This is a genomic window from Tepidimonas charontis, assembly GCF_007556685.1.
GTDB classification, from domain to species: Bacteria; Pseudomonadota; Gammaproteobacteria; order Burkholderiales; family Burkholderiaceae_C; genus Tepidimonas; species Tepidimonas charontis.
Genome location: NZ_VJON01000047.1, coordinates 1 through 21,341 on the forward strand (window position 1 = coordinate 1; position 21,341 = coordinate 21,341).

Here is a 21,341-nt window from a genome sequence, read left to right on the forward strand (position 1 = left end):
CACCTTGAGCCGCTCGATCTCCCGCTCGCTCATCTCGATGCGCTTGTCCACCCAGCCCTCCGCTTCCAGACCAACAAGCGGACATTTCTACTTTGCCGGAAGCGGACATTACTATCTTGCTTCTACAGTAGCAGCCGGCGTTGCGGCGCCGTGGGGCCGCATGGCGCAGCGCTATGCCCAGGACGGGGCAGCGGCAGCGCGCCCACGCCTTGCTCGACCAGGGCGTGTGTGGGCGGCGCGCGACCCGCCACCGCTCAGCGCAGCCACAGCCGCAGCGCCCCCCACAACCGCCCCAACAGGCCGGCTTCTTCCACCGTCTCGAGCACTTGCAGGGGGACCTCGGCCAGTGTCTCACCGGCAGCCGACAGTACGCGCAAGGTGCCCAGCGGCTGGCCTTTGAGCAGCGGGGCCACCAGCGGGTCGGGCCGCACCAGCTCAGTGCGCAGCCCCTTGGCCGCCCCCCGCGGCACCGTCACCACCACGCCCTGGGGCAAACCCAGCCGTACTTCGCTCGCCCGGCCTTTCCACACCGGCGCGCTGACCACCGGCTGGCCGGGCGCAGCCAGGCGCACCGGCTCGAACGCCGTGTAGCCCCAGTTGAGCAGCTTCTGGCTTTCGGTGGCACGCGCATTCTCACTGGCCGCGCCCAGCACCACGCTGATCAGGCGCCGCTGTGCCGCCGGCCCCTCGCCCCAGCCCGGCACGGGCCGGCGCGCAGTGGCCACCAGGCAGTAGCCGGCCGCCGCGGTGTGGCCGGTCTTCAAGCCATCGACCGTGGGATCGCGAAACAGCAACACATTGCGGTTGGTGTCGTTGGCGGCTGGGGTACCGGGGTAGCGGTAGCGCTGAATGGCGTAGTAGCCGATGTACTGCGGAAAGTCCTGGATCAGACGCTGCGCCAAGGTCGCCAGATCACGGGCCGTGGTGGTGTGACCGGGCGCGGTCAGTCCTTCTGGATTTTTGAAGGTGGTGCGCGTCAGCCCCAGTGCGCGCGCTTGCCGATTCATCAGCTCGACGAAGTGTTCGACCGTGCCGCCCACGCCCTCGGCCAGCGCAACGGTGGCGTCGTTGCCCGATTGCACGATCATGCCCTTGAGCAGGTCCTCCACCGGCACCCGGGTGTTGGGCTCGATGAACATGCGCGAGCCGGGCATGCGCCAGGCGCGCTCGCTGATCAAGAGCTTTTCTTGCAACTGCAAGCGGCCAGCGCGCAGCGCATCGAAGACCACGTAGGCGGTCATCAGCTTGGTCAACGAAGCCGGCTCCACCGGCTCGTCTGGATCCTTGGCCGCCAAGATCTGCCCGCTGGTGGCATCCAGCAGCAGCCAGGCGCGCGCCGCCACCTCGGGCGGCTGTGGCGTCTGCGCCTGCGCCGGCGCCACCATCAGCGACAGCCACAGCGCCCACACCCAGCACCACGCCGGGCGGCGCTGCCCGCCGACGACGAGGCGCCGCCAGGACGCGCCGCTCAGCCCAGCGACACGCGGCCGGCCCAGCGCCGGCTCGCTGATGATGTCCATCCGAAAACGGTCAAAAACACCCAACACACGCACTCCTCGGGTCCGCCCCGCTCGCCGCGTGGCACCCTATCCCAATTCCCACATTCACCGATCGATGCGGCTTGACAACCCGTCCAAGGCCCGCAGGTGGTGGGTGACGAGTTGTTTGAGCAGCGGCAAGCGCCCGTGAAAAAAATGCTCGCCGCCCGGCACCACCGTCAGTGGCAGCCCCATCGGGCGCGCCCAATCCAGCACCGCCGCCAGCGGTACGGTGTCGTCGTGCTCCCCATGCACGACCTGGGTGCGCACCTGAAGTTCCGCACTGAGCACGGGCATCGCAAATCGACTGGCGGCTGGCGCCACCAAGCAAAGCGCATGCAGCGTGCGCTGCGGCAGCAGCCGCGTCGCCGATGCGGCGGCGACGTAGCCCCCGAAGGAAAACCCCGCCAGCGCCAGCGGCGCCCCCAGCGGGGCACGCGCCGTGACGACCGCCAGCAAATCATCGACCTCACCCACGCCGTGGTCATGCGCACCGGCGCTGGCACCGACGCCACGAAAGTGAAACCGCACCGCCTCCCAGCCCTGCTGCACGAACGCGCGCGCCAGCGTCTGCACCACCTTGTTGTGCAGCGTACCGCCGAACAACGGGTGCGGATGGGCGATCACGGCCACACCGCCGCCGGCACGCGGGATACTCGGGCGGTCGATGGCCAGCTCCAGCGCCCCCGCCGGGCCCGTGATCAGCAGCATCTCGGTTTGTGCGTTCATCGGCAAGCCATACGGGACGGGGATCCCTCGGCGCTCAGCGCCCGACGTCGGGCGCGAGCAGCAGACGCTCCACCGGCACGCCATCGCGCAGATGCTGGGTCACGATCTCGTCGATGTCGGTGGTATCCACGTAGGTGTACCAGACGCCTTCCGGATAGACCACCGCCACCGGCCCACCCGCGCAGCGGTCCAGACAGCCGGCCTTGTTGACGCGCACTTGGCCCGGCCCGGCCAAGCCCAACTCACGCACGCGCGCCTTACAGTGCTCGAACGCCTGCTGCGCGCCGTGCTGGGCACAGCAGGCCTGGCCGTTGGCGCGCTCATTGAGGCAAAAGAAAATGTGGCGCCGGTAGTAACCGCTCGCCGCCGCAATGGAGGGCTGATCGCTCATGAGATGCCATTGTAGGCTGGGCCGTCGGTGCGCTGAAGCGCCAGCCGCGCCGCCACCGCCACCGCCAGCCAGGGCCACAGCCAACCCAGCCACTGCAATACCCCATGAAAGCGGCTAAAGCGCCCCTGCTCCCAGTTCTGCAACCATTCGTTCAAATAAGCCGGGTCGGGCACGCGGTTGAGCTGGCCCAGCGTCAGCGCACCAATGGCCACCGCCAACAGCGCCGCGCCGCGCGCGCCCAGCGGTAGCGCCAACACCGACAGCGCCGCCGCCACCACCAGGCCCAACTGCACCGGCGGCGTCAGCCACGCCCAGCCATTGGCCGGACCGAAGGACAAGGCAGCCGCCAGTGCGCCGCAGCCCAAGGCCGCGCTACCCAACAACCCGACGAATACCACGCGCTGCCCACAGCGCCGCACGCTGGCGTAGCCCAGCAGCACCGGCACCAGCAGGCTCAGCGCCACCAACCAGGCTTCCGTCAGCGGGCCGGGCGCAGCGGGTGGTGGCCCCGGCGGCAACCACGCCTGCCACGGCGTACCTTGCAATGCGGCACGCAATTGCACCTCCAGCCGGGGCCACACCTGACCAGTACCAAACGGCACCACGGTGGGATAGAGCACCGCAAACGGCCACAGCAGCAGCAACACCCACGCCGCTTGGGCACCGGGGCGCAGCCAGTCCTGCCGAAACGACGACCAGCCATGCAACCAGCGCCACTGCAGCGCCAGCCATGCCACGGCCGCTCCCAGCGCCGCGCCAACCGTGTTGAGCAGGGCGTCGGCCTGCGACGGCACGCGCTGCGGCAGGTAACCCTGCAGCGTCTCCAGCGCCAACGACACAGCGGCAGGCAACAGCACACCCAGCCACGGCGCCAGGCGCGGCCAGCCGCTGCGGGCCCAGGCCAGCGTGACCAAGACGCCCAAGGGCAGATAACCCAGCAGGTTGGCCGCGATGTCGAAGCGCGACCAGTAGCGTGGCCAGGGCGCACTCACGAACGCCCAGGGGGGCAGCCCTTGGTCACGCCAGCCCTGGAACGGAAACAGGCTGGCATAGACCACCAGCCCCAGGTAGCACAGCAGCAGCGGCCATGCGAGCGAGCGGTGCCCGCTGCCGCCAGCCTCGCGCCGCAGTCGGGTATTTGTCATCGCCGGGGCTGCGTCCGTTGGCGCGCCGACTCAGAAAGGTTTGATGACGACCAGCGCCACCGCCGCCACCATCAGCAGTACCGGCACCTCGTTGAACCAGCGGTACCAGACGTGACTGCGGCGGTTGCGTCCGTGCAAGAACGCGCGCAGCACGTACCCGCACAGCCCATGGTAGAGCACCAGCAGCACCACCACGGCCAGCTTGGCGTGTAACCAGCCGTTACCCGGTCCCCGACCGATGCCATACCCCAGCCACAGCCACAGGCCCAGCCCCAGCGCGGGCACTGCCAACAGCGTCATGAAACGATATAGCTTGCGCGCCATCAACAGCAGACGCTCGCGCTCGGCCGCGCTGTCGGGCGCCACCATGGCCAAGTTGACGAAGATACGCGGCAAATAGAACAACCCCGCGAACCAGCTGGCGATGAAAACGATATGAAAGGTTTTGACCCACAGCATGGGGTGCAGTGTATGCCAGCCACGTGCCAGCGGTGTGTGCGCCGCCCGGGCGTCGCACCGGGCTCGGTCAGCGCGACGTGGGTTGGCGGGCGCCCCGCCACCATCGGGTCTTACCGAGTTCGGGGAAGGTCCCCCCGTCGGGTTTTGGCGTAACATCGAGCCGTGGTGGACGCCCCCGCCTTACTGCTCGAATCGGGCATCGACCCCGGTGTCGCCGGCTGGACGTGCCTGACGCCGCCTGCCTGCGCTCGCGGTCAATCTCCGGTGTGGCTCGGCATCGAAGATCGGCTGTACTGGCTCGACACGGGTTTGCAGCGTCTGTGGCGGCTGCACGTGCCCAGCGGCCACAGTGAATGGCGCGAACTTCCGCAGACCCCGGGCGGTCTAATGCCGTGCCGACGCGGTGGCTGGCTGCTGGCGCTGCGCGACGGCGTCTACCATCTGCCCGCGTGGGACCTGCCGCTGCAGCGCATCGCCGAAGCGCCTTATGATGTGCGGCGTTGCCGCTTCGACGCTGCCGTCTGCGACCCTTGGGGTCGGTTGTGGCTGGCCAGCAGCGCGGAAGCCTGCGAACACGTCGATGGGGCCCTGTACTGTTTGCGGGCGCGCGACCGGCAGCGCCCCGAGTTGGTGCTGGTGCGCAGCGGTTGGCCGACCAGCGCAGCCTTGGTCTGGAGCGTCGATGGCCAGACGCTGTACTGGACCGACGGCACCGCCAATGCCCTGTGGGCGCTGCCGATGCTCGACCCCGCCCGTTGGCCGCCACAGCTCGGTGCGCCGATGCCCTCGCACCGCCTGCTGGCCAACGCTGGCAATACCGGCCGACTGGCGGGCGCCACCGTCGATCGGGATGGGCGCTACTGGGTGGCTCGGGAAGCAGGGGCGCGCGTTCAGTGCCTGTCGCCCAGCGGACATGTCCTGCTGGAGCTACCGTTGCCAGTGCGCAGCCCCACCGCAGTGGTCTTCGGAGGCCCCGATTTGCGCTCCCTTTTCGTCGTCAGCGCGCGCCAGCACCGCTCGGCCAGCGAATTGAACGCCCACCCCAACAGCGGCGCGGTCTTTGCGCGACGCCTGGCCGTCACGGGCGTGCCTGCCGCCCGCTACTGGGATTGATGCCCACTCGCCATTCACGGCGGCGATGCAAAAAGTTCACGCGCGCGCTGCTGCAAGGGGCTACCATTGCCGGCCATGGCAGCCTCGACCTCTCCTCCCTGCGACGATCTGCTGCGCCAATGGGCCGAACAGATTCGGGCCGCTGCGGCTCGAGGGCAGCGCCTGCGGATACGCGGCAGCGGCACCAAGGCGTTTTTGGCCGACGCACCGCAGTCGGGCACAGAAATACTGGACACACGCGCCTGGCGCGGTATCGTCAATCATGAACCGACCGAGCTGGTCGTCACGGCGCGCGCCGGCACCCCGTTGGCCGAGCTCGAGGCGGCCTTGGCTGCCCGTGGGCAATGTCTGCCGTTCGAGCCGCCGCACTTTGGGCCAGCCACGGTGGGGGGGATGGTGGCTGCGGGCCTAGCCGGACCGGCGCGCGCTGCCGTCGGGGCCGTGCGCGACTATGTGCTGGGGGCGCGGCTGCTCAACGGACGCGGCGAACACCTGACGTTCGGCGGGCAGGTGATGAAAAACGTCGCTGGCTACGACGTCAGCCGCGCGCTGGCCGGCAGCGCGGGCGCGTTGGGGGTGATCACCGAGGTGTCGTTGAAAGTGCTGCCCCGCCCCTTCGGCGAAGCCACGCTACGCTTGCGCCTGACGCAAGCCGCGGCGCTGCAGCGGCTGGCGCAGTGGCGCGCCCAGCCCTTGCCGATCAACGCCAGCCTTTGGGCGGACGATGGCGACGCCGGCGCGCTTTGGCTGCGCCTGCGCGGCGCTGCCGCGGCGGTGGCCGCTGCCAGCGCGCGTTTGTTGGCCGAGGTGGACGGCACGCCCGTGCCGCCTGAGGAGGCGCAGGCGCTGTGGCAGGGGGTGCGCGAACAAACCCTGCCTTTTTTTACCGCACCGCCCAGTCCGCAGCACGATTTGTGGCGGCTGTCCGTGCCGGCCACGGCCCCCGTACTGAGCGAGGCAGCGCCGACCTTGGTGGAGTGGCTGGGTACGCTGCGCTGGGTGTGGGCCCCCGAGCAAGCCGCCGAGGCCCTACGCGAGCAAGCCGCCCGAGCCGGCGGCCATGCCTGGCTGTGGCGTGCGGCGCCACAGCGCCGCACACCGCTGGCGCGCACGTCGGCCCTGCCAGCCGCCATGCAGGCGCTGCAACAGCGCGTGCGTCTGGCGTTTGATCCGCAGCGCGTCTTCGACGCCACCATGTGGGAGGTCTGACTCCGATGCAGACGCAACTGACCACCGAATTCGCGGCCACGCCCGACGGACAGGCCGCCGAAGCCATCCTGCGCCGGTGTGTGCATTGCGGCTTTTGCACCGCCACCTGCCCCACCTACCAGCTGCTGGGTGACGAACTCGATGGCCCACGGGGCCGCATCTACTTGATCAAGCAGGTGCTGGAGGGAGCCGCGCCAACACGGGCGACGCAGCAACATCTGGACCGCTGTCTGACCTGCCGCAATTGCGAGACCACCTGTCCCAGCGGGGTCGAATACGGACATCTGCTCGACATCGGCCGCAAGGTGGTGGAAGAGCGCGTGCCGCGCCCGCCGCTCGAGCAGGCCGTGCGTTGGCTGCTGCGCGAAGGCCTGACTTCGCCGCTGTTTGGGCCGGCGATGCGCCTGGGCCAGTGGGTACGTGATGCCCTGCCAGCCAGCCTCAAGGCCAAGGTACCGCCACGGCGCGACCCCGGTGCTTGGCCGCGGACGCCGCGGTCACGCCGCATGCTGATGCTGGCCGGCTGTGTGCAGCCAGCGATGATGCCCACCATCAACGCCGCCACCGCGCGCGTGCTCGATGCCGCTGGTATCCAAACCGTGGTGGCGGCGCAGGCCGGCTGCTGCGGTGCGTTGCGCTTTCACCTCAACGATCAGGTCGGCGCGCTCGACGAGATGCGCGCCAACATCGACGCCTGGTGGCCCTACATCGAACCCACCGACGGCAGCGCCCCGGTGGAGGCCATCGTGATGAACGCCTCTGGCTGCGGGGTGATGGTGAAGGACTATGGGCACGCCCTGCGCCACGACCCGGCCTACGCCGACAAGGCACAGCGCGTCAGCGACCTGACGCGTGACTTGAGCGAACTGCTGCCGGCGCTGCTGCCCGCTTGGCAGGCGCGGCTGGGGGCGGCGCTGCCTGCAGGGGTGCCGCGCCAGCTCGCCTACCACCCGCCCTGCACCCTGCAACATGGGCAAAAGCTGCGCGGCGGGGTCGAGCAGGCGCTGGCCCAGCTGGGCTTTGAGGTGCGGCTGGCGGCGCAGGAGCCGCATCTGTGCTGCGGCTCGGCCGGCACCTACAGCGTGCTGCAGCCACAACTGAGCACCCAGCTGCGCGACCGCAAACTCACGCACCTGCAAGCCACCGAGCCGCAAACCATCGTCTCGGCCAACATTGGCTGTATCACCCATCTGCAAAGCGGCACCGACACCCCAGTGCGCCACTGGGTGGAAGTCGTCGATGAAGCCTTGACCGCCGCGGCGGCGTCCACCAGCGCCGCACCGGTTTGAACCCGGGATCGCCGTGGTGCCCGCGCTGCCCGTGCTGCTGGCGCTGCAATTGGCAGGCGAAGTCCCGGCCTGGCTGCCGGGCGCCAGTGCGCAGACGCTGGCGTCGCTGGCACCGAAGTCGGTCACCACCCCGGTGGCCATGGGCATCGCCGAGCGCCTGGGCGGCTTGCCGTCGCTGACCGCGGCGCTGGTGGCGGGCACCGGTATCTGGGAGGCGGTGAGCGCGCGCTGGTTGTTTGCGCGCCTACGCATCGACGATCCCGTGGTGCGCGGCTTTGCGCTCGGCGTGACGGCACACGGCATCGGCACTGCACGGGCCTTTCAGGTCAACCCGCAAATGGGCGCTTTCGCCGGCTTGGCCATGGGTCTGGCGGCGCTGTTCAACGCGCTCGTGCTGCCGTGGGTGATGGGGCCGTTGTTGGATGCCCTGGCACGCTGAGTGCGCGCGTTGCCGCCCTGAGCACAGTGCAGCGGCAGGTCGCGCACCCCCTGCGACCCGAGCAGGGGAAGCGGGGGCTTCTCAGGCGGGCCGGGGGCACCCGCCAACCAGCGTCACCGGGCACCGCTGCACTGTCGGGCATGGCCGTCGGCCACCAGTCGCTTGGTCGAGCGGTTGATCCACTACATTACGGGTATGGTCCCGAGCCGCCGACCGCTGTCTGTGCACGCGTGCCACTGTCTGCTGCGCAGGGTGCGGCTGGCGCCTTGGACGCCCCCTCTTTGGCAGCGCGTGCTGCCGCTGTTGATCGTGCTGGTACTGCTGGCAGGCACAGGACGTGCAGCGTGGTCCCGCACCGACACCGATTCGGCGGCTGCGGCACCGGCCCCTGTCCCCGTGGCGCTGGACATCGCCGCGCTGCAGGTGCCGTCCTACTGGCTGCGACCGCACGCGCGCGTGCTGCGCGAGCCCCCGGGGGCTACGGCCCTGGATCCGATGACCCTGCTGCACCGCTCGGATCTGCCGTGGCAACCGGTACAAGACACCGACCCCGTGTTCAACTTCGGCACCGACCGAGCCGCCTGGTGGGTACACGTGCCGCTGGCCCACCGAGGTGACTCACCCACCACGCTATGGCTGGAGGTCACCGAGCCGCTGATCGATTTTGTGGACATATGGTTGATCGAACGCGGTAGCGCACGCACACTGACCGAGCTGCACAGCGGTGATCGGCGCCCATTCGGCACTCGCCCCATCGAACATCGCCATCCGCTGCTACCACTGACTTTGGCACCGGGACAGGCGGCGGACCTGCTGGTGCGGGTGTCCACGGTGGATGGGGAACACGACCCGCTGCCGCTGCGCCTATGGGAGCCAGCGGCGTTCGAGGCGCACGCCCGCTCAGAAGCCCTGTTGTATGGCGCCTACTATGGAGCGCTGACCGTTTTGCTGCTGTACAACGCGCTGCTCGCCTTGGGTACCCGCGAACGCGCCTTTGCCTGGTACACGCTGTTTCTGGGCAGCTTTCTGGTTTGGAACCTGACCTACCGGGGCTTTGCGTTGCAGTACCTCTGGCCCAATGCACCCACTTGGAACCAGATCGCTCTGGTGGGGTTTTCCGCGTTGATCTATGCCACGATGGCCGCGTTTGCCTGGAGCCTGCTGGAGCTGCCGCGCCGCAGTCCATGGGCGTTTCGCGCACAAGCGCTGTTGGCGGCCGCGGCGCTGGGGCATGCAGTATGGATCGCGGTGGATCCGACCGCCGCCACCTTCGCCACCTTGGACACGGTCGGGCTGGCGATGTTCGCTGCGCTCATCGCCGGGGCTTTGCACGTGGCCTGGCAGGGCGAACGGCTGGCGTGGTGGTATCTGGCGGCATTGGGCAGTTTGTTCACCGGCGCCGGCATCTACTATCTGACCAAGCTGGAAGTCATCACGCCCGGCCCGCTGAGCCTGCAGGCGCTCAACCTCGGCTCGGTGGGCGAATTCTTGCTGCTGGCGCTGGCGCTGGCCCATCGCATCAATCGGCTCAAAACGGAACGCGACGACGCCCAACGGGCACTGATTGCGGCGCTACGCGACTCCGAACACCGTCTGGAGCAGCAGGTCAACGAGCGCACCCGCGAACTGGCCGAGGCCAACGCGCAACTGACCGCGTTGGCCGAGCGCGACGCGCTCACCGGCCTGTACAACCGCCGCCGCTTCGACGCCCAACTGCCACAAGAATTGGCGCGCGCCCAGCGCAGCGGGCGGCCTCTGGGTCTGTTGGTGCTGGACATCGATCACTTCAAAGACGTCAACGACTTGGCCGGTCACACCCAAGGTGACGTGACACTGGCACGCCTGGGCCGGCTGATCGAACACACCCTGCAGTGACGCACCGACCACGCCTACCGCATCGGCGGTGAGGAATTCGTGGTGCTGGTGCCCGACAGCAGCGAAGACGGGCTGCGCCAATTGGGGGAGCGTCTGCGCGCGGCCGTGCAGGCACAGCACTGGCCGCATCCGGTGCAGCTGTGCATCACGGTGTCGGTGGGGATGACCCTGTCGGTGCCCGATGACACACCGCAGCGCCTCTACCAACGCGCCGACGCCGCGCTGTACGAGGCCAAGCGCAGCGGCCGCAACCAATGCGCCTGGGCAGCACCGCCTCACTGAGCGTGAATGCCTGCGCGCTCGATGATGGCGCGCATGCGCTCGGTGTCGGCACGCATGCGGTGGGCCAACCCCTCGGGAGCAGTGCCTACCGCCTGCCAACCTTGGGCAAACAGCTGCTGGCGCACGGCAGGCCGGCGCACGATCTCGGCCAACGCAGTGGCCAGCCGCTGCACATGCGCGCGGGGGCTACTGGCCGGACCGGCCACCGCGTTCCAGATCTCCAATTCGACCCCGCGCACACCCAACTCGGCCAAGGCGGGCACATTCGGCGCCAGTGTGCTGCGCGCCGCCGAGGTGACGCCCAGCGTCTGCAGCTTGCCCGCTTGCACCTGCGCCAGTGCCAGCCCGGGCGGCAGCAGCGCCACCTGCACATCGCCGCGAATCATGGCCTGGATGACCTGCGGATTGCCCGTAAAGGGCACATGCACCGCCCGCCAGCCGGTGGCGTCTTTGACCATCTCCATGCCGATGTGCGCTACCGTGCCGACGCCGGGCGATCCGTAGTTCCACGTGTCGCCCGCGCTGCGGCCGGCCGCCAGCAGGCGCGTGGCGTCCGCGGGCAGACGCGTATCGGCCACGAGCACCAGCGGCGCCGTGGCCAACAGCGTCACCGGCGTCAAATCGGTGGCGGGATCGTAGGGCGTGGCGGGGTTGAGGAGCTTGGCGATCGTCAGATTGCCGTTGATCATCAGGCCAAAGGTGTGGCCATCGCGGGCGCGTGCCACGGCGTCGGCGGCGACGTTACCGGCCGCCCCGGGGCGGTTTTCCACCACCACCGGCTGGCCGAGCGCTTGCGCCAGCGGCTCGGCCAGCGTGCGCGCCATCACGTCGGGCGATGAGCCCGGCGGAAAGCCCACCAACAGGCGCAATGGGCGCTGCGGCCAGGGCTGGACCTGCGCCCACGCGGCCCCCAGATGACCCACCGCTGCGGCAGAGGTCGCCACCAGCAGCGTGCGCCGTGAGCAAGACATGCGTTCAAACCTCATCGTCGATTTCCACACCGGATCATTCCCCGCGCGGCCGCATTTTCGCTCGTCCTGAGTCCGGCTGCATCAGGCGTGCACCCGACGCTGCCCAACCGCGCGTCCAGCAGCCAACCAGAGCCTAGCGAAAACACGCGCCACGCAACACCGGCCCCGCGCAGGCAGAGCGGTCGCCACGTTCGGTGGGCTGTGCCTCAGCCGTGCAAATCATCGCGGCGAGCAATTTCGAACAGGCGCTGCAGCTCATGGGGGTAGCGGCGTAGATTGGCCGCATGCCAACGCTGAATCGCCCACATGGCCAGCGCCACCAGCGTACCGAAAGCCGCGATGGCACCAAAGGCCGACAACCCGGCGCCGGTGGCAGCGCTGTAGAGAAAGCCCAGCCCCAGGATGCAGGCCTGTTCGTTGAAATTCTGCACGGCGATCGAGCGCCCAGCCCCCATCAGGTTGTGGCCGCGGTGCTGCAGCAGCGCGTTCATCGGTACCACCAAAAAGCCGCCCAAGGCGCCCAACAGCATCAGAAAGGGGGCTGCCAGCCAGACGTCGTCGATCAGATTCATCAGCACCACCAGGCCCCCCATCGCAACACCCAGCGGCATGATGCGCGGCGCGTGCTCCAGCCGCATGCGCAGCGACGCTGCCACCGCGCCGACGGCGGTGCCGATGGCCACCACGCCCACCAGCGAGGAGGCCTGGGTGGTGGTGTAGCCCAACGCCGCGGCGGCCCAGGCCAGGACGATGTAGCGCAGATTGCCGCTGACGCCCCAAAACAGCGTCGTCGTCGCCAGGGAAATTTGCCCCAGATGGTCGCGCCACAGGCGGGCGTTGCAGCGCCAAAAATCGGGCAATAGCGCCAGCGGATTGGCCGGCAGGTGGCGCAGCGGCGCCGTGGTGCGTGGGATGTGCAGGTTGAAAGCCGCCGCCAGCCCATACACCCCCACCAGGCCGACGATCGCCGCCTCGGCCGGCACGGCCGCGACCCCCCACACCTGCAGCAGATGCTGGGCAAACGGCCCCACCAGTTGGCCGCCCAGCACCACCCCCAAAATGATGGAGGCGATCGTCAAGCCCTCGATCCAGCCGTTGGCCTTGACCAGCTGCGAGGGCGGCAACAGCTCGGTGAGAATGCCATACTTGGCCGGCGAATAGGCGGCCGCGCCCAGCCCGACGATGCTGTAAGCCAGCAGCGGGTGCAGTGGCGTGAGCATCAGCAGGCAGCCCGCCACCTTGACGGCGTTGCTGATGAACATGACGCGCCCTTTGGGTTGAGAGTCGGCGAACGCCCCGACGAATGGCGCCAGCACCACGTAGAACAGGGCGAACATCGGCACCAGGGCCGCTGCCTGCCACTCGGGCGCGCCACGACTGCGCAGCAGTTCCACGGCCACCACGAACAGCGCGTTGTCCGCCAGCGAGCTGAAGAACTGCGCCGTCATGATGGTGTAGAAGCCGCGCTTCATGGTTGTGAAAACGAATCGACGGTGCGGGCAGACGGCGCAAAGTGTGCGAAAGTGCGCGCGTTTATAGCACGCCGAACCCGCCATGCCGCGTCCCATCCTTGCCACCGTCCATCTGGGCGCCCTGCGCCACAACCTGCAGCGCTGTCGCGCCGCCGCTGGTGCCGCCCGCGTGTGGGCGGTCGTCAAGGCCAATGCCTACGGCCACGGTATCGAGCGCGCCTTTGGGGGCCTGCGCGGCGCCGACGGCTTTGCGCTGCTCGATCTGGCCGAAGCCGAGCGGCTGCGCGCGCTCGACTGGCGCGGCCCGATCCTGCTGTTGGAGGGCTGCTTCGAGCCACGCGATCTGGAGCTGTGCTCGCGCCTGAATCTGTGGCACGTGGTGCACTGCGAGCAGCAAATCGATTGGCTGGCTGCGCACAAGACACAACAGCCGCACCGCGTCTTCCTGAAAATGAATTCGGGGATGAACCGGCTGGGCTTTCGGCCAGCGGCGTTTCGCGCTGCCTGGGCGCGGCTGCAGGCGCTGCCCCAAGTGGCCGAGGTCAGCCTGATGACCCACTTCAGCGACGCCGACGGACAACGTTTCGGGCGCGAAGGTATCGCCCACCAGGTACAGACCTTTGTGGCCGCCACGGCCGACTTACCGGGCGAGCGCAGTCTGTGCAACAGCGCCGCCACGCTGCGGCACGCGCTGCAGAGGCAACTGGGCCCGGACGGCCGACAGGCGCTGGCCGCCGACTGGGTGCGCTGCGGCATCGCGCTGTATGGCAGCGCGCCAGACCACCCGGCCCATGATGCCGCCCACTGGGATTTGCAGCCAACGATGACGCTGGCCAGCCGCCTGATTGCCATTCAGGACGTGCCGGCGGGCGACAGCGTCGGCTACGGCTCGGCCTTCGTCGCCCCGCAGCCGATGCGCGTCGGCATCGTTGCCTGCGGATACGCCGATGGGTATCCGCGTCACGCCAGCTTGGGGCAGGATCACGGCGCCCCGGTTCTGGTGCGCGGTGTGCGCACCCGCTTGGTCGGACGCGTCAGCATGGATATGCTGGCCGTGGACCTGACGCCGGTGGAGGCACACGGCGGCCCCTGCCACCTGGGCGACGAGGTCATCTTGTGGGGGCGCAGCGCGCACGGGCCGGTGCTGCGCGTCGATGAGGTGGCCCACGCCGCGGGGACCATCGCCTACGAACTGTTGTGCGCCGTGGCCGCGCGCGTACCATTCGCCGTCACCGACGACTGAACGGTAGCGTGCAGTGGCACGGCGGCAGCGTCCGAGCGCGGGGTTGATCTCCTCGAAAAAGGCAGACCCCCTTGTACTCCATGGGGTATGGAACTATACTTATGGCCACCGAGGAGTTTGCCCATGCGTGCCCCCCTGTTCGTTCGTGGTTTTGCTTTCCCCGCCGCCGGTGTGCCGCGCCGCGCGGTATTATGGGCGACTGTCAGCGCGGCCACGGCGGCCTGGCCGGTAGCTTCGGTGTGGGCCGCCGACGCCCCACGTGTGGCCGTACACACGGTGGCGCGCCAGCCGGTCGGCATCGGTTTGACGCTCGACGGCGTGCTGGAAGCCGTGCAGCAAAGCACGCTGTCCGCGCAAGCCAGCGGCCGCATCGCGCAGCTCAACGTGAAAGCGGGTGATCGCGTGCGCGCCGGTCAAGTGCTGGCGGTGATCGATGACCGTGAAACCGGCGCGGGCGTGCAGCGCGCGCAGGCCGCCGTCGCCCAGGCCGAAGCCGAGGCGCGTAATGCCCTAGCGCATTTGCAGCGCACGCGCGAGCTGCGTGCGCAAGGCTTCGTGTCGCAGGCGGCGCTGGATACCGCGCAGGCGCAGGCCGACGCGGCGCAGGCCGCCGTCGGGCAAGCGCGCGCCGCGCAGACGCAATCGGCGCTGGCGCAGGGCTTCACCCGCGTGACCGCGCCCTACGACGGTTACGTGTTGGCCACGCATGCCGAGGTTGGCGATCTGGCGGCGCCAGGCCGTCCGCTGCTAACCGTGTACGCGCCCCAGCCGCTGCGCGCCACGGTGCAGGTGCCGGCCTCGCGCGCACCGCTGGCCACGGCGGCCACCCGTATCGAGGTGCGCCTGCCCGACGGGCGCTGGGTGCAGCCCAACGGCCAGACCCGTCTGCCGGCGGCCGATCCGGTGGCCCAGACCATCGAGTGGCGACTGCCGCTGGCACCGGCCGCCGTCGGCACCGCCGTACCCGGCCAAACGGTGAAGGTGCGCTTCATCGGCGGGCGCGAGGAGCGCCTGGTGATTCCAGCCCAGGCCATCGTACGCCGGGGCGAGCTCAGCGCCGTCTACGTGGCCGCACCCGCGGGGGCGCCCGCCGGCTTCGTGCTGCGCGCCGTGCGCGTCGGCACCGACTACGGCGCCGACGGTGTGGAAGTACTGTCGGGCCTGCAGCCCGGTGAGCGCGTCGCCCTCGATCCGGTGCGCGCTGGACTGGCGGGCGCCCAACCGGCGACGCGTTGAGGCGGGAGGTCACGATGACGCAACCAAGGTTGCCACTGAACGGTATGCAACGCCTGGGTATTTCTGGCACGGTGGCGCGCCTGTTTCAGGCCAACGCCATCACACCACTGCTGGCCCTGGTGGCGCTTTTGCTGGGGCTATTTGCGGTGTTGGTCACGCCGCGCGAGGAGGAGCCGCAGATCAACGTCACGATGGCCAACGTCATCATTCCCTTCCCCGGCGCCTCCGCCGCCGACGTGGAAAAAATGGTGGCGCAACCGGCCGAACACGTGCTGTCGCAAATCCACGGTATCGAGCACACCTACAGCGTCTCGCGTCCCGGCGTGGCGGTGTTGACGGTGCAATTCCAAGTGGGCGTGCCGCGCACCGAAGCGCTGGTGCGCCTGTACGACGTGCTCAACGCCAACCAAGACTGGTTACCGCAGGGACTCGGGGTGCTGCCGCCGATCGTCAAGCCAAAGGGTATCGACGACGTGCCGGTGTTCGCCGCCACGCTGTGGGCCACCGATGCCCGCAGCGCGCTGGAGCTGGAGCGGGTGGCGCACGCAGTGGAGTCGGATTTGAAGCGCCTGCCTGGTACGCGCGAAGTGCAGACCATCGGCGGGCCGGGGCGCTCGGTGCAGGTGTGGCTGGATCCGGCGCGGCTGCGCGCGCGTGGCGTGTCGGTGCAGGCGCTGCATCAGGCCATCGCCGCGGCCAACCAGGCGCTGCCGGCCGGCACGGTCGCCAACCCGGTGGCCGCCCGTGGCGAGCCCTCGATGCTGACGGTGGAGACCGGCGAATTTTTGCGCTCGGCGCAAGACGTCGGCGACATCGTCGTCGGTGTGCACGAGGGCAAACCGATCTATTTGCACGAGGTGGCGCGCGTGGAAGAAGGCGCACAACTGCCACGGCGCTATGTGTGGCACACCCCTGGGCCGGGCGATGTGCTGCCCGAGGGCGCGGCCGTCGGCCAGGCGTACCCGGCGGTTACCGTCATCGTCACCAAGAAACCTGGCGTCAACGCGGTGGACGTGGCGCGCGCCGCGCGCGAGCAGCTCGATCGCCTGCGCAACACCCTCATCCCGCACGACATCCAGGTCACGGTCAGCCGCGACTATGGCGCCACTGCGGCGGACAAGGCCAACAAACTGATCCAGAAGCTCGTCTTTGCCACCGCCAGCGTCATCATCTTGGTGGGGCTGGCGCTGGGCCGGCGCGAAGCGGTCATCGTCGGCGTGGCCGTGATTCTGACGTTGACGGCCACCTTGTTCGCCTCCTGGGCTTGGGGCTTCACGCTCAACCGGGTGTCGTTGTTCGCGCTCATCTTCTCGATTGGCATCCTGGTGGACGATGCCATCGTGGTGGTGGAAAACATCCACCGCCACCGGCAGCTGGCGCCCGAGGCGCCGCTGTCGGTCATCATCCCGCGCGCGGTCGACGAGGTGGGCGGCCCGACCATTCTGGCCACCCTCACCGTCATCGCCGCCCTGTTGCCGATGGCCTTCGTCACCGGGCTGATGGGCCCCTACATGAGCCCGATCCCGATCAACGCCAGCATGGGCATGGCCATTTCGCTGGCGATTGCCTTTACCGTCACACCGTGGCTGGCGTTGCACTTGACGAAACAGCACGCTCAGGCAGTGCATGCGCCCTCGCGCCTGACGCGCGCCCTGCAAACCTTCTTCACGCACGCACTGACGCCGTTCTTGCAGAGCGCGCGCAAGCGCTGGCTGCTGGCCGCCGGCGTCGCTGCGGGCCTGCTGCTGTCGGTGGGGCTGCCGGTGGTGCAGGCGGTGATTTTGAAGATGCTGCCATTCGACAACAAGAGCGAATTCCAGGTGGTGCTGCAAATGCCCGCCGGCAGCGCGCTGGAAGACACCGCCGCTGCGCTGCAGGACATGACGACCTTTCTGGCGCAGCAGCCCGAAGTGGCGCACGTGCAGGGCTATGCTGGCACCGCCAGCCCGATCACCTTCAACGGTCTGGTGCGCCAGTACTACCTGCGCGCCGACGCCGAGCAGGGTGACCTGCAGGTCAATCTGGTCGATGCGCACCACCGCAAAGAAAAGAGCCACGCCATCGCCCAGCGCCTGCGCCCGGGGCTGGAGGCGATTGCACAGGCGCACGGTGGGCGCCTCCAGGTGGTAGAAGTGCCGCCCGGACCACCGGTGCTCTCCCCCATCGTCGCCGAGGTGTACGGGCCGGATGAGGCAGGGCGCGCCGAACTCGCGCGCCGCGTCGCCCAGGCCTTTGCCGCCACGCCCGACATCGTCGGCGTGGACACCACGCTGCGCGAGGAGGCTCCACGCGCTTTCTTGCGCATCGAACGCGCGCGCGCCGAGGCGCTCGGCATTCCGGCGCAGGTGGTCGCACAAACCGTCTACACCGCGCTGTCCGGGGCCGACGCCGCCTACCTGCACGACGGCCACGCCAAATTTGCCGTCCCGGTGCGGCTGCAGTTACCGCGTGAGGCACAAGTGGGGCTGGATGCCCTGCTGGCCCTGCCGCTGCAGGCCGCCAACGGGCGCATGGTGCCGCTGTCGGAACTGGTGCGGGTGGAGCACGGAGTGGTGGAGCAGCCGCGCTTTAGCAAAGACCTGCTGCCGGTGGTGTACGTGCTGGGCGATATGGCGGGCCGCACCGACTCGCCGCTGTACGGGCTGTTCGCCATCCGCTCGCGCCTGGCGCGGGCGGCGCTGCCCGACACCGGAGCGCTGGGCGAGTACTGGATCCGCCAGCCCGAAGACCCGTGGCGCCAGTACGCCATCAAGTGGGACGGCGAGTGGCAAATCACCTACGAGACCTTCCGCGACATGGGCGCCGCCTACGCCGTCGGCTTGGTGCTGATCTATCTGCTGGTGGTGGCGCAGTTCCGCAGCTACCTGACGCCATTGATCATCATGGCCCCGATTCCGCTGACGATGATCGGCATCATGCCCGGCCACGCGCTGCTGGGCGCCCAGTTCACCGCCACCAGCATGATCGGCATGATCGCGCTGGCCGGCATCATCGTGCGCAATTCGATCCTGTTGGTGGACTTCATTGAGCAGGAAACCGCCAAAGGCATGCCGTTCGCCGACGCCGTGGTGCAGTCCGCCGCCGTGCGCGCGCAGCCCATTGCGCTGACCGCCATCGCAGCGATGATGGGGGCGTTCTTCATCCTGGACGACCCAATCTTCAACGGCCTGGCCGTGTCGTTGATCTTCGGCATCGCGGTCTCGACGCTGTTGACGCTGGTGGTGATTCCGGTGCTGTACTACGTGGTGTACCGGCGCCGTTATGCGGCAGCCGCTACGGCCTGAGCTTTCTTTCCCCTCCCCTCACAACTTCTGAAGGAGTTCGTCATGACCGTTGAACGCTACATCCGTGTTCTAGCCGGGTTGTTCGTTTTCGTCTCGGTGGCGCTGGGTGCGCCGGCCAGCCCGCTGTTCGTCAGCCAGTGGTTTCTCGCCTTCACGGCCTTCGTCGGCTTGAACCTCTTTCAGTTCGGCTTCACCAATTTCTGCCCGCTGGCCATCATCCTGAAGAAGCTCGGCGTGCCCGAATCGGCGATCCCGTGCAAAGCGTGCTGAGCCGGCATCGCACGTCCGTGGAGTGCTCCCATGACTGCCTCCCCCAACACCGCGCCGCTGCAATTTCTGCACCCGGGCTGGTTTTCCGTGGTGATGGGCTTGACCGGCTTGGCGCTGGCCTGGCATGCGGCGACCCCCCTGCTGGGTGAGTGGGCTGGCGGCGCTGCGCTGGTACTGGGGGCGCTGGCCACCTTGGTATGCGTGGTCCTGGTGCTGGCCTCACTGTGGCGAGCGCAGCGCCACCCGCAGGCGCTGGCCGAGGACCTGCGCCACCCGGTGCGGCACGCCTTCCTGGCCGCCGTGCCGGTGTCGCTGCTACTGCTGGCCACCTGGCTGGTGTCCATCGGGCTGACCGGACCGCTGGCGCAGGGGCTGTGGTGGATCGGTGCCTTGGGGCAACTGTCGGTCACCGTTTGGGTGCTGAGCCGCTGGCTGGCCCCCACCGTGGCGCATGCAAGCGACGCCCAGTCGCTGTGGAATGGCGTCACCCCGGTGCTCTACATCCCCGTGGTGGGCAACGTCGTGGTGCCCCTCGCTGGCGTGGCGCTGGGGCATCCGGTGTGGTCGGCGGTGCACTTCGGCATCGGCGTCTTTTTCTGGCCGGTGGTCTTTACCCTATTGGTCGCGCGGCGCCTGGCGCACGGCCCCATCCCGCCGCGGCTGCATCCCACCTGGTTCATCTCGTTGGCCCCAGCGGCGGTAGTGGGCTTGTGCCTGCTGCGCTTTGATGCGCCACCGCTGCTGACCGCCGGCGTGTGGGGCCTGGGGCTGTTCATCCTTGCCTGGGTGGGCGTGCACGCGCGGCGCTTTTTCGCCATGCCGTTTGCCCTGCCTTTTTGGGGCGTGTCGTTCCCGTTGGCGGCTTTCACCACGTTGACGCTGCGCCTGGGCGCCGCACTGAGCCTGCCCCCCCTGCAGATGACCGGCGTGGTGTTGCTGGCGTTGACGTCGGTGGTGATCGCCGCCTTGGTGCTGGCCACCGTCAAAGGTTTGCGGCAGGGCACTTTGCTGGCCCCGGAACCGGTGGCACCGGTGGTGGCGGCGCCATAGTCGGGGACCCGACCGGGCAGGCGTGCCCGTCACCTACCCCTGCCCTTCAGAGGGGCCACGGCGGCGCCCATGGCAGCCAGGGGCTGCTACCATCGCCCCCCATGATCGGGGCCGACCTTGCGCTGCTCGCCGTCGCCGCCGTGGCCGCTGGCGCACTCAACGCCATCGCCGGGGGCGGCAGCTTTTTGACCTTTCCGGCCCTGGTGGCGGTGGGTGTCCCCCCCATTGCCGCCAATGCCACCAGCGCCATGGCGGTCAGCCCGGGATACCTGGGCAGCACACTGGGCTTTCGCGCTGAACTGGCGCAGTTACCCGCGCAACGGCTTTGGCGTGAGGCGCTGTTGGCCGCCGGCGGCGGCCTGGTCGGCGCAGCGCTGCTGCTCGTCACTCCCGCCTCCACCTTCCGCGCTCTGGTGCCCTGGTTGTTGCTGTTCGCAACCGCGTTGTTCGCCCTGGCACCCCATTTGCTGTGGTGGCGCGCGCGCAGCACCGCCTCAATCGGCGCTGGCTACGCACAACCGGCGGCCGCGGGCACCCCCCCACCCGCAGCGCTGGCCTGTGCGGCGCCAACGTCCACCGCCCCGCCTTCGCCGTGGTGGCAGCCGCTGGGCTTGTTCGCGGTGTCGGTGTACGGTGGCTATTTCAATGGCGGCTTGGGCATTTTGCTGATGGCGCTGTACGCGCTGGCGGGCGAGCCACGCGTGCACACCGCCAACGCGCTCAAAAATCTGAACTCACTGGTGCTGTCGCTGCTGTCGGTGGCGGCCTTCGCGTTGGCCGGCGTCATCGTGTGGCCGTACGCCGTGCTGATGATGGTGGCCGCCACCGCAGGCGGCTATGTGGGCGCGCGGCTGGCCCAACGCCTGCCCGCGCGCACGGTGCGAGGGGTCGTCGTCGCCACCGGCGTGGCGATGACAGCGGTGTTTTTCGCCCGTTCCTGAACGGCGTTGGGCACATACCTAAGGAAGGTCTGCAAAACCTCCCCACCTGACTGCCGGGATGGGACAATAGCGACATGAAGCAGATGAGGCTTCAGGCGCCGATGTATACGGGCTTTGAGCTGCGCACCAAGCGCACCCGCAAGCGTGAGTTTTTGGAGCAGATGGAGCGTGTGGTGCCCTGGAAAGAGCTGGTTGCGCTCATCGAGCCGTATGCGCCCAAGGCAGGCCCCAAGGGTGGGGTCGTCCACCCTTTGCGGTCGAGAAGCTTTTGAGGATTTACTTTCTGCAGCAGTGGTTTGGGCTGTCGGATCCGGCGGTGGAGGAAGCCCTGTATGACACGCCGCTGCTGGCCCGGTTTGTTGGGTTGGACCTGGGGGTGGATGTGGTGCCGGATGAGAGCACCAT

16 protein-coding genes and 3 pseudogenes are annotated in these 21,341 nt (G+C 68.8%); 12 read left to right on the plus strand and 7 right to left on the minus strand.

Going from position 1 to position 21,341, the window contains the following annotated elements; all coding sequences use genetic code 11:
- Positions 1 to 254 precede the first annotated feature (254 nt).
- The 5 genes from Tchar_RS11600 to Tchar_RS11620 form a co-directional block, all read right to left on the minus strand.
- Positions 255 to 1,385 carry a D-alanyl-D-alanine carboxypeptidase family protein gene (locus Tchar_RS11600; RefSeq protein WP_144329192.1) on the minus strand — a complete coding sequence of 377 codons (1,131 nt, stop codon included), beginning with the start codon at positions 1,383 to 1,385 and terminating at the stop codon, positions 255 to 257.
- Positions 1,386 to 1,604: 219 nt separating this feature from the next.
- Positions 1,605 to 2,267 (minus strand): alpha/beta hydrolase, encoded by a 663-nt coding sequence (locus Tchar_RS11605; protein WP_144329175.1) that lies wholly within the window; start codon positions 2,265 to 2,267, stop codon positions 1,605 to 1,607.
- A gap of 34 nt (positions 2,268 to 2,301) precedes the next feature.
- Complete coding sequence (locus Tchar_RS11610) at positions 2,302 to 2,658, minus strand: (2Fe-2S) ferredoxin domain-containing protein (RefSeq protein ID WP_144329176.1); 357 nt, start codon at positions 2,656 to 2,658, stop codon at positions 2,302 to 2,304.
- Entirely contained in the window at positions 2,655 to 3,803 is a 1,149-nt protein-coding gene (locus Tchar_RS11615; RefSeq protein ID WP_144329177.1) for a VanZ family protein, read from the minus strand. Before Tchar_RS11615 ends, Tchar_RS11610 begins: the two co-directional genes overlap by 4 nt.
- Before the next feature lie 30 nt (positions 3,804 to 3,833).
- A complete protein-coding gene (locus Tchar_RS11620; RefSeq protein ID WP_144329178.1) occupies positions 3,834 to 4,262 on the minus strand; it encodes a CopD family protein in 429 nt (142 codons plus the stop codon).
- A gap of 162 nt (positions 4,263 to 4,424) precedes the next feature.
- Between Tchar_RS11620 and Tchar_RS11625 the strand changes: the two genes are divergently transcribed.
- From Tchar_RS11625 to Tchar_RS11645, 5 genes and pseudogenes are all read left to right on the plus strand, one after another.
- Complete coding sequence (locus Tchar_RS11625; protein ID WP_144329179.1) at positions 4,425 to 5,375, plus strand: SMP-30/gluconolactonase/LRE family protein; 951 nt, start codon at positions 4,425 to 4,427, stop codon at positions 5,373 to 5,375.
- 75 nt (positions 5,376 to 5,450) lie between these two features.
- Positions 5,451 to 6,584 carry a glycolate oxidase subunit GlcE gene (gene glcE, locus Tchar_RS11630; protein ID WP_144329180.1) on the plus strand — a complete coding sequence of 378 codons (1,134 nt, stop codon included), beginning with the start codon at positions 5,451 to 5,453 and terminating at the stop codon, positions 6,582 to 6,584.
- A 5-nt stretch (positions 6,585 to 6,589) separates the two neighbouring features.
- Positions 6,590 to 7,873, plus strand: a complete 1,284-nt coding sequence (gene glcF, locus Tchar_RS11635; protein WP_144329181.1) for a glycolate oxidase subunit GlcF — start codon at positions 6,590 to 6,592, stop codon at positions 7,871 to 7,873.
- 13 nt (positions 7,874 to 7,886) lie between these two features.
- Positions 7,887 to 8,312, plus strand: a pseudogene (locus Tchar_RS11640) (LrgB family protein); the annotation flags it as partial.
- Between the two features lie 456 nt (positions 8,313 to 8,768).
- Positions 8,769 to 10,469, plus strand: a pseudogene (locus Tchar_RS11645) (diguanylate cyclase domain-containing protein).
- Here the strand turns inward: Tchar_RS11645 and Tchar_RS11655 are convergent.
- Positions 10,463 to 11,440, minus strand: coding sequence for a Bug family tripartite tricarboxylate transporter substrate binding protein (locus Tchar_RS11655; protein WP_144329185.1), 978 nt, complete (start codon positions 11,438 to 11,440; stop codon positions 10,463 to 10,465). The pseudogene Tchar_RS11645 and the gene Tchar_RS11655 sit on opposite strands and share 7 nt — an antisense overlap.
- Positions 11,441 to 11,646: 206 nt before the next feature.
- A complete protein-coding gene (gene lplT / locus Tchar_RS11660) occupies positions 11,647 to 12,912 on the minus strand; it encodes a lysophospholipid transporter LplT (protein WP_144329186.1) in 1,266 nt (421 codons plus the stop codon).
- Between the two features lie 82 nt (positions 12,913 to 12,994).
- Between lplT and alr the strand changes: the two genes are divergently transcribed.
- From alr to Tchar_RS11695, 7 genes and pseudogenes are all read left to right on the plus strand, one after another.
- Positions 12,995 to 14,155: an alanine racemase gene (gene alr / locus Tchar_RS11665; RefSeq protein ID WP_144329187.1), complete on the plus strand. Its 1,161-nt coding sequence runs from the start codon at positions 12,995 to 12,997 to the stop codon at positions 14,153 to 14,155.
- A gap of 123 nt (positions 14,156 to 14,278) precedes the next feature.
- Positions 14,279 to 15,391, plus strand: coding sequence for an efflux RND transporter periplasmic adaptor subunit (locus Tchar_RS11670; RefSeq protein ID WP_144329188.1), 1,113 nt, complete (start codon positions 14,279 to 14,281; stop codon positions 15,389 to 15,391).
- Between the two features lie 14 nt (positions 15,392 to 15,405).
- Positions 15,406 to 18,675: an efflux RND transporter permease subunit gene (locus tag Tchar_RS11675; protein WP_236640448.1), complete on the plus strand. Its 3,270-nt coding sequence runs from the start codon at positions 15,406 to 15,408 to the stop codon at positions 18,673 to 18,675.
- 42 nt (positions 18,676 to 18,717) lie between these two features.
- A complete protein-coding gene (locus Tchar_RS11680) occupies positions 18,718 to 18,945 on the plus strand; it encodes a YgaP family membrane protein (RefSeq protein WP_144329189.1) in 228 nt (75 codons plus the stop codon).
- A 30-nt stretch (positions 18,946 to 18,975) separates the two neighbouring features.
- A complete protein-coding gene (locus Tchar_RS11685; RefSeq protein ID WP_144329190.1) occupies positions 18,976 to 19,995 on the plus strand; it encodes an SLAC1 anion channel family protein in 1,020 nt (339 codons plus the stop codon).
- 101 nt (positions 19,996 to 20,096) lie between these two features.
- A complete protein-coding gene (locus Tchar_RS11690) occupies positions 20,097 to 20,936 on the plus strand; it encodes a sulfite exporter TauE/SafE family protein (RefSeq protein ID WP_144329191.1) in 840 nt (279 codons plus the stop codon).
- A gap of 74 nt (positions 20,937 to 21,010) precedes the next feature.
- Positions 21,011 to 21,341 (plus strand): annotated as a pseudogene (locus tag Tchar_RS11695) (transposase); the annotation flags it as partial.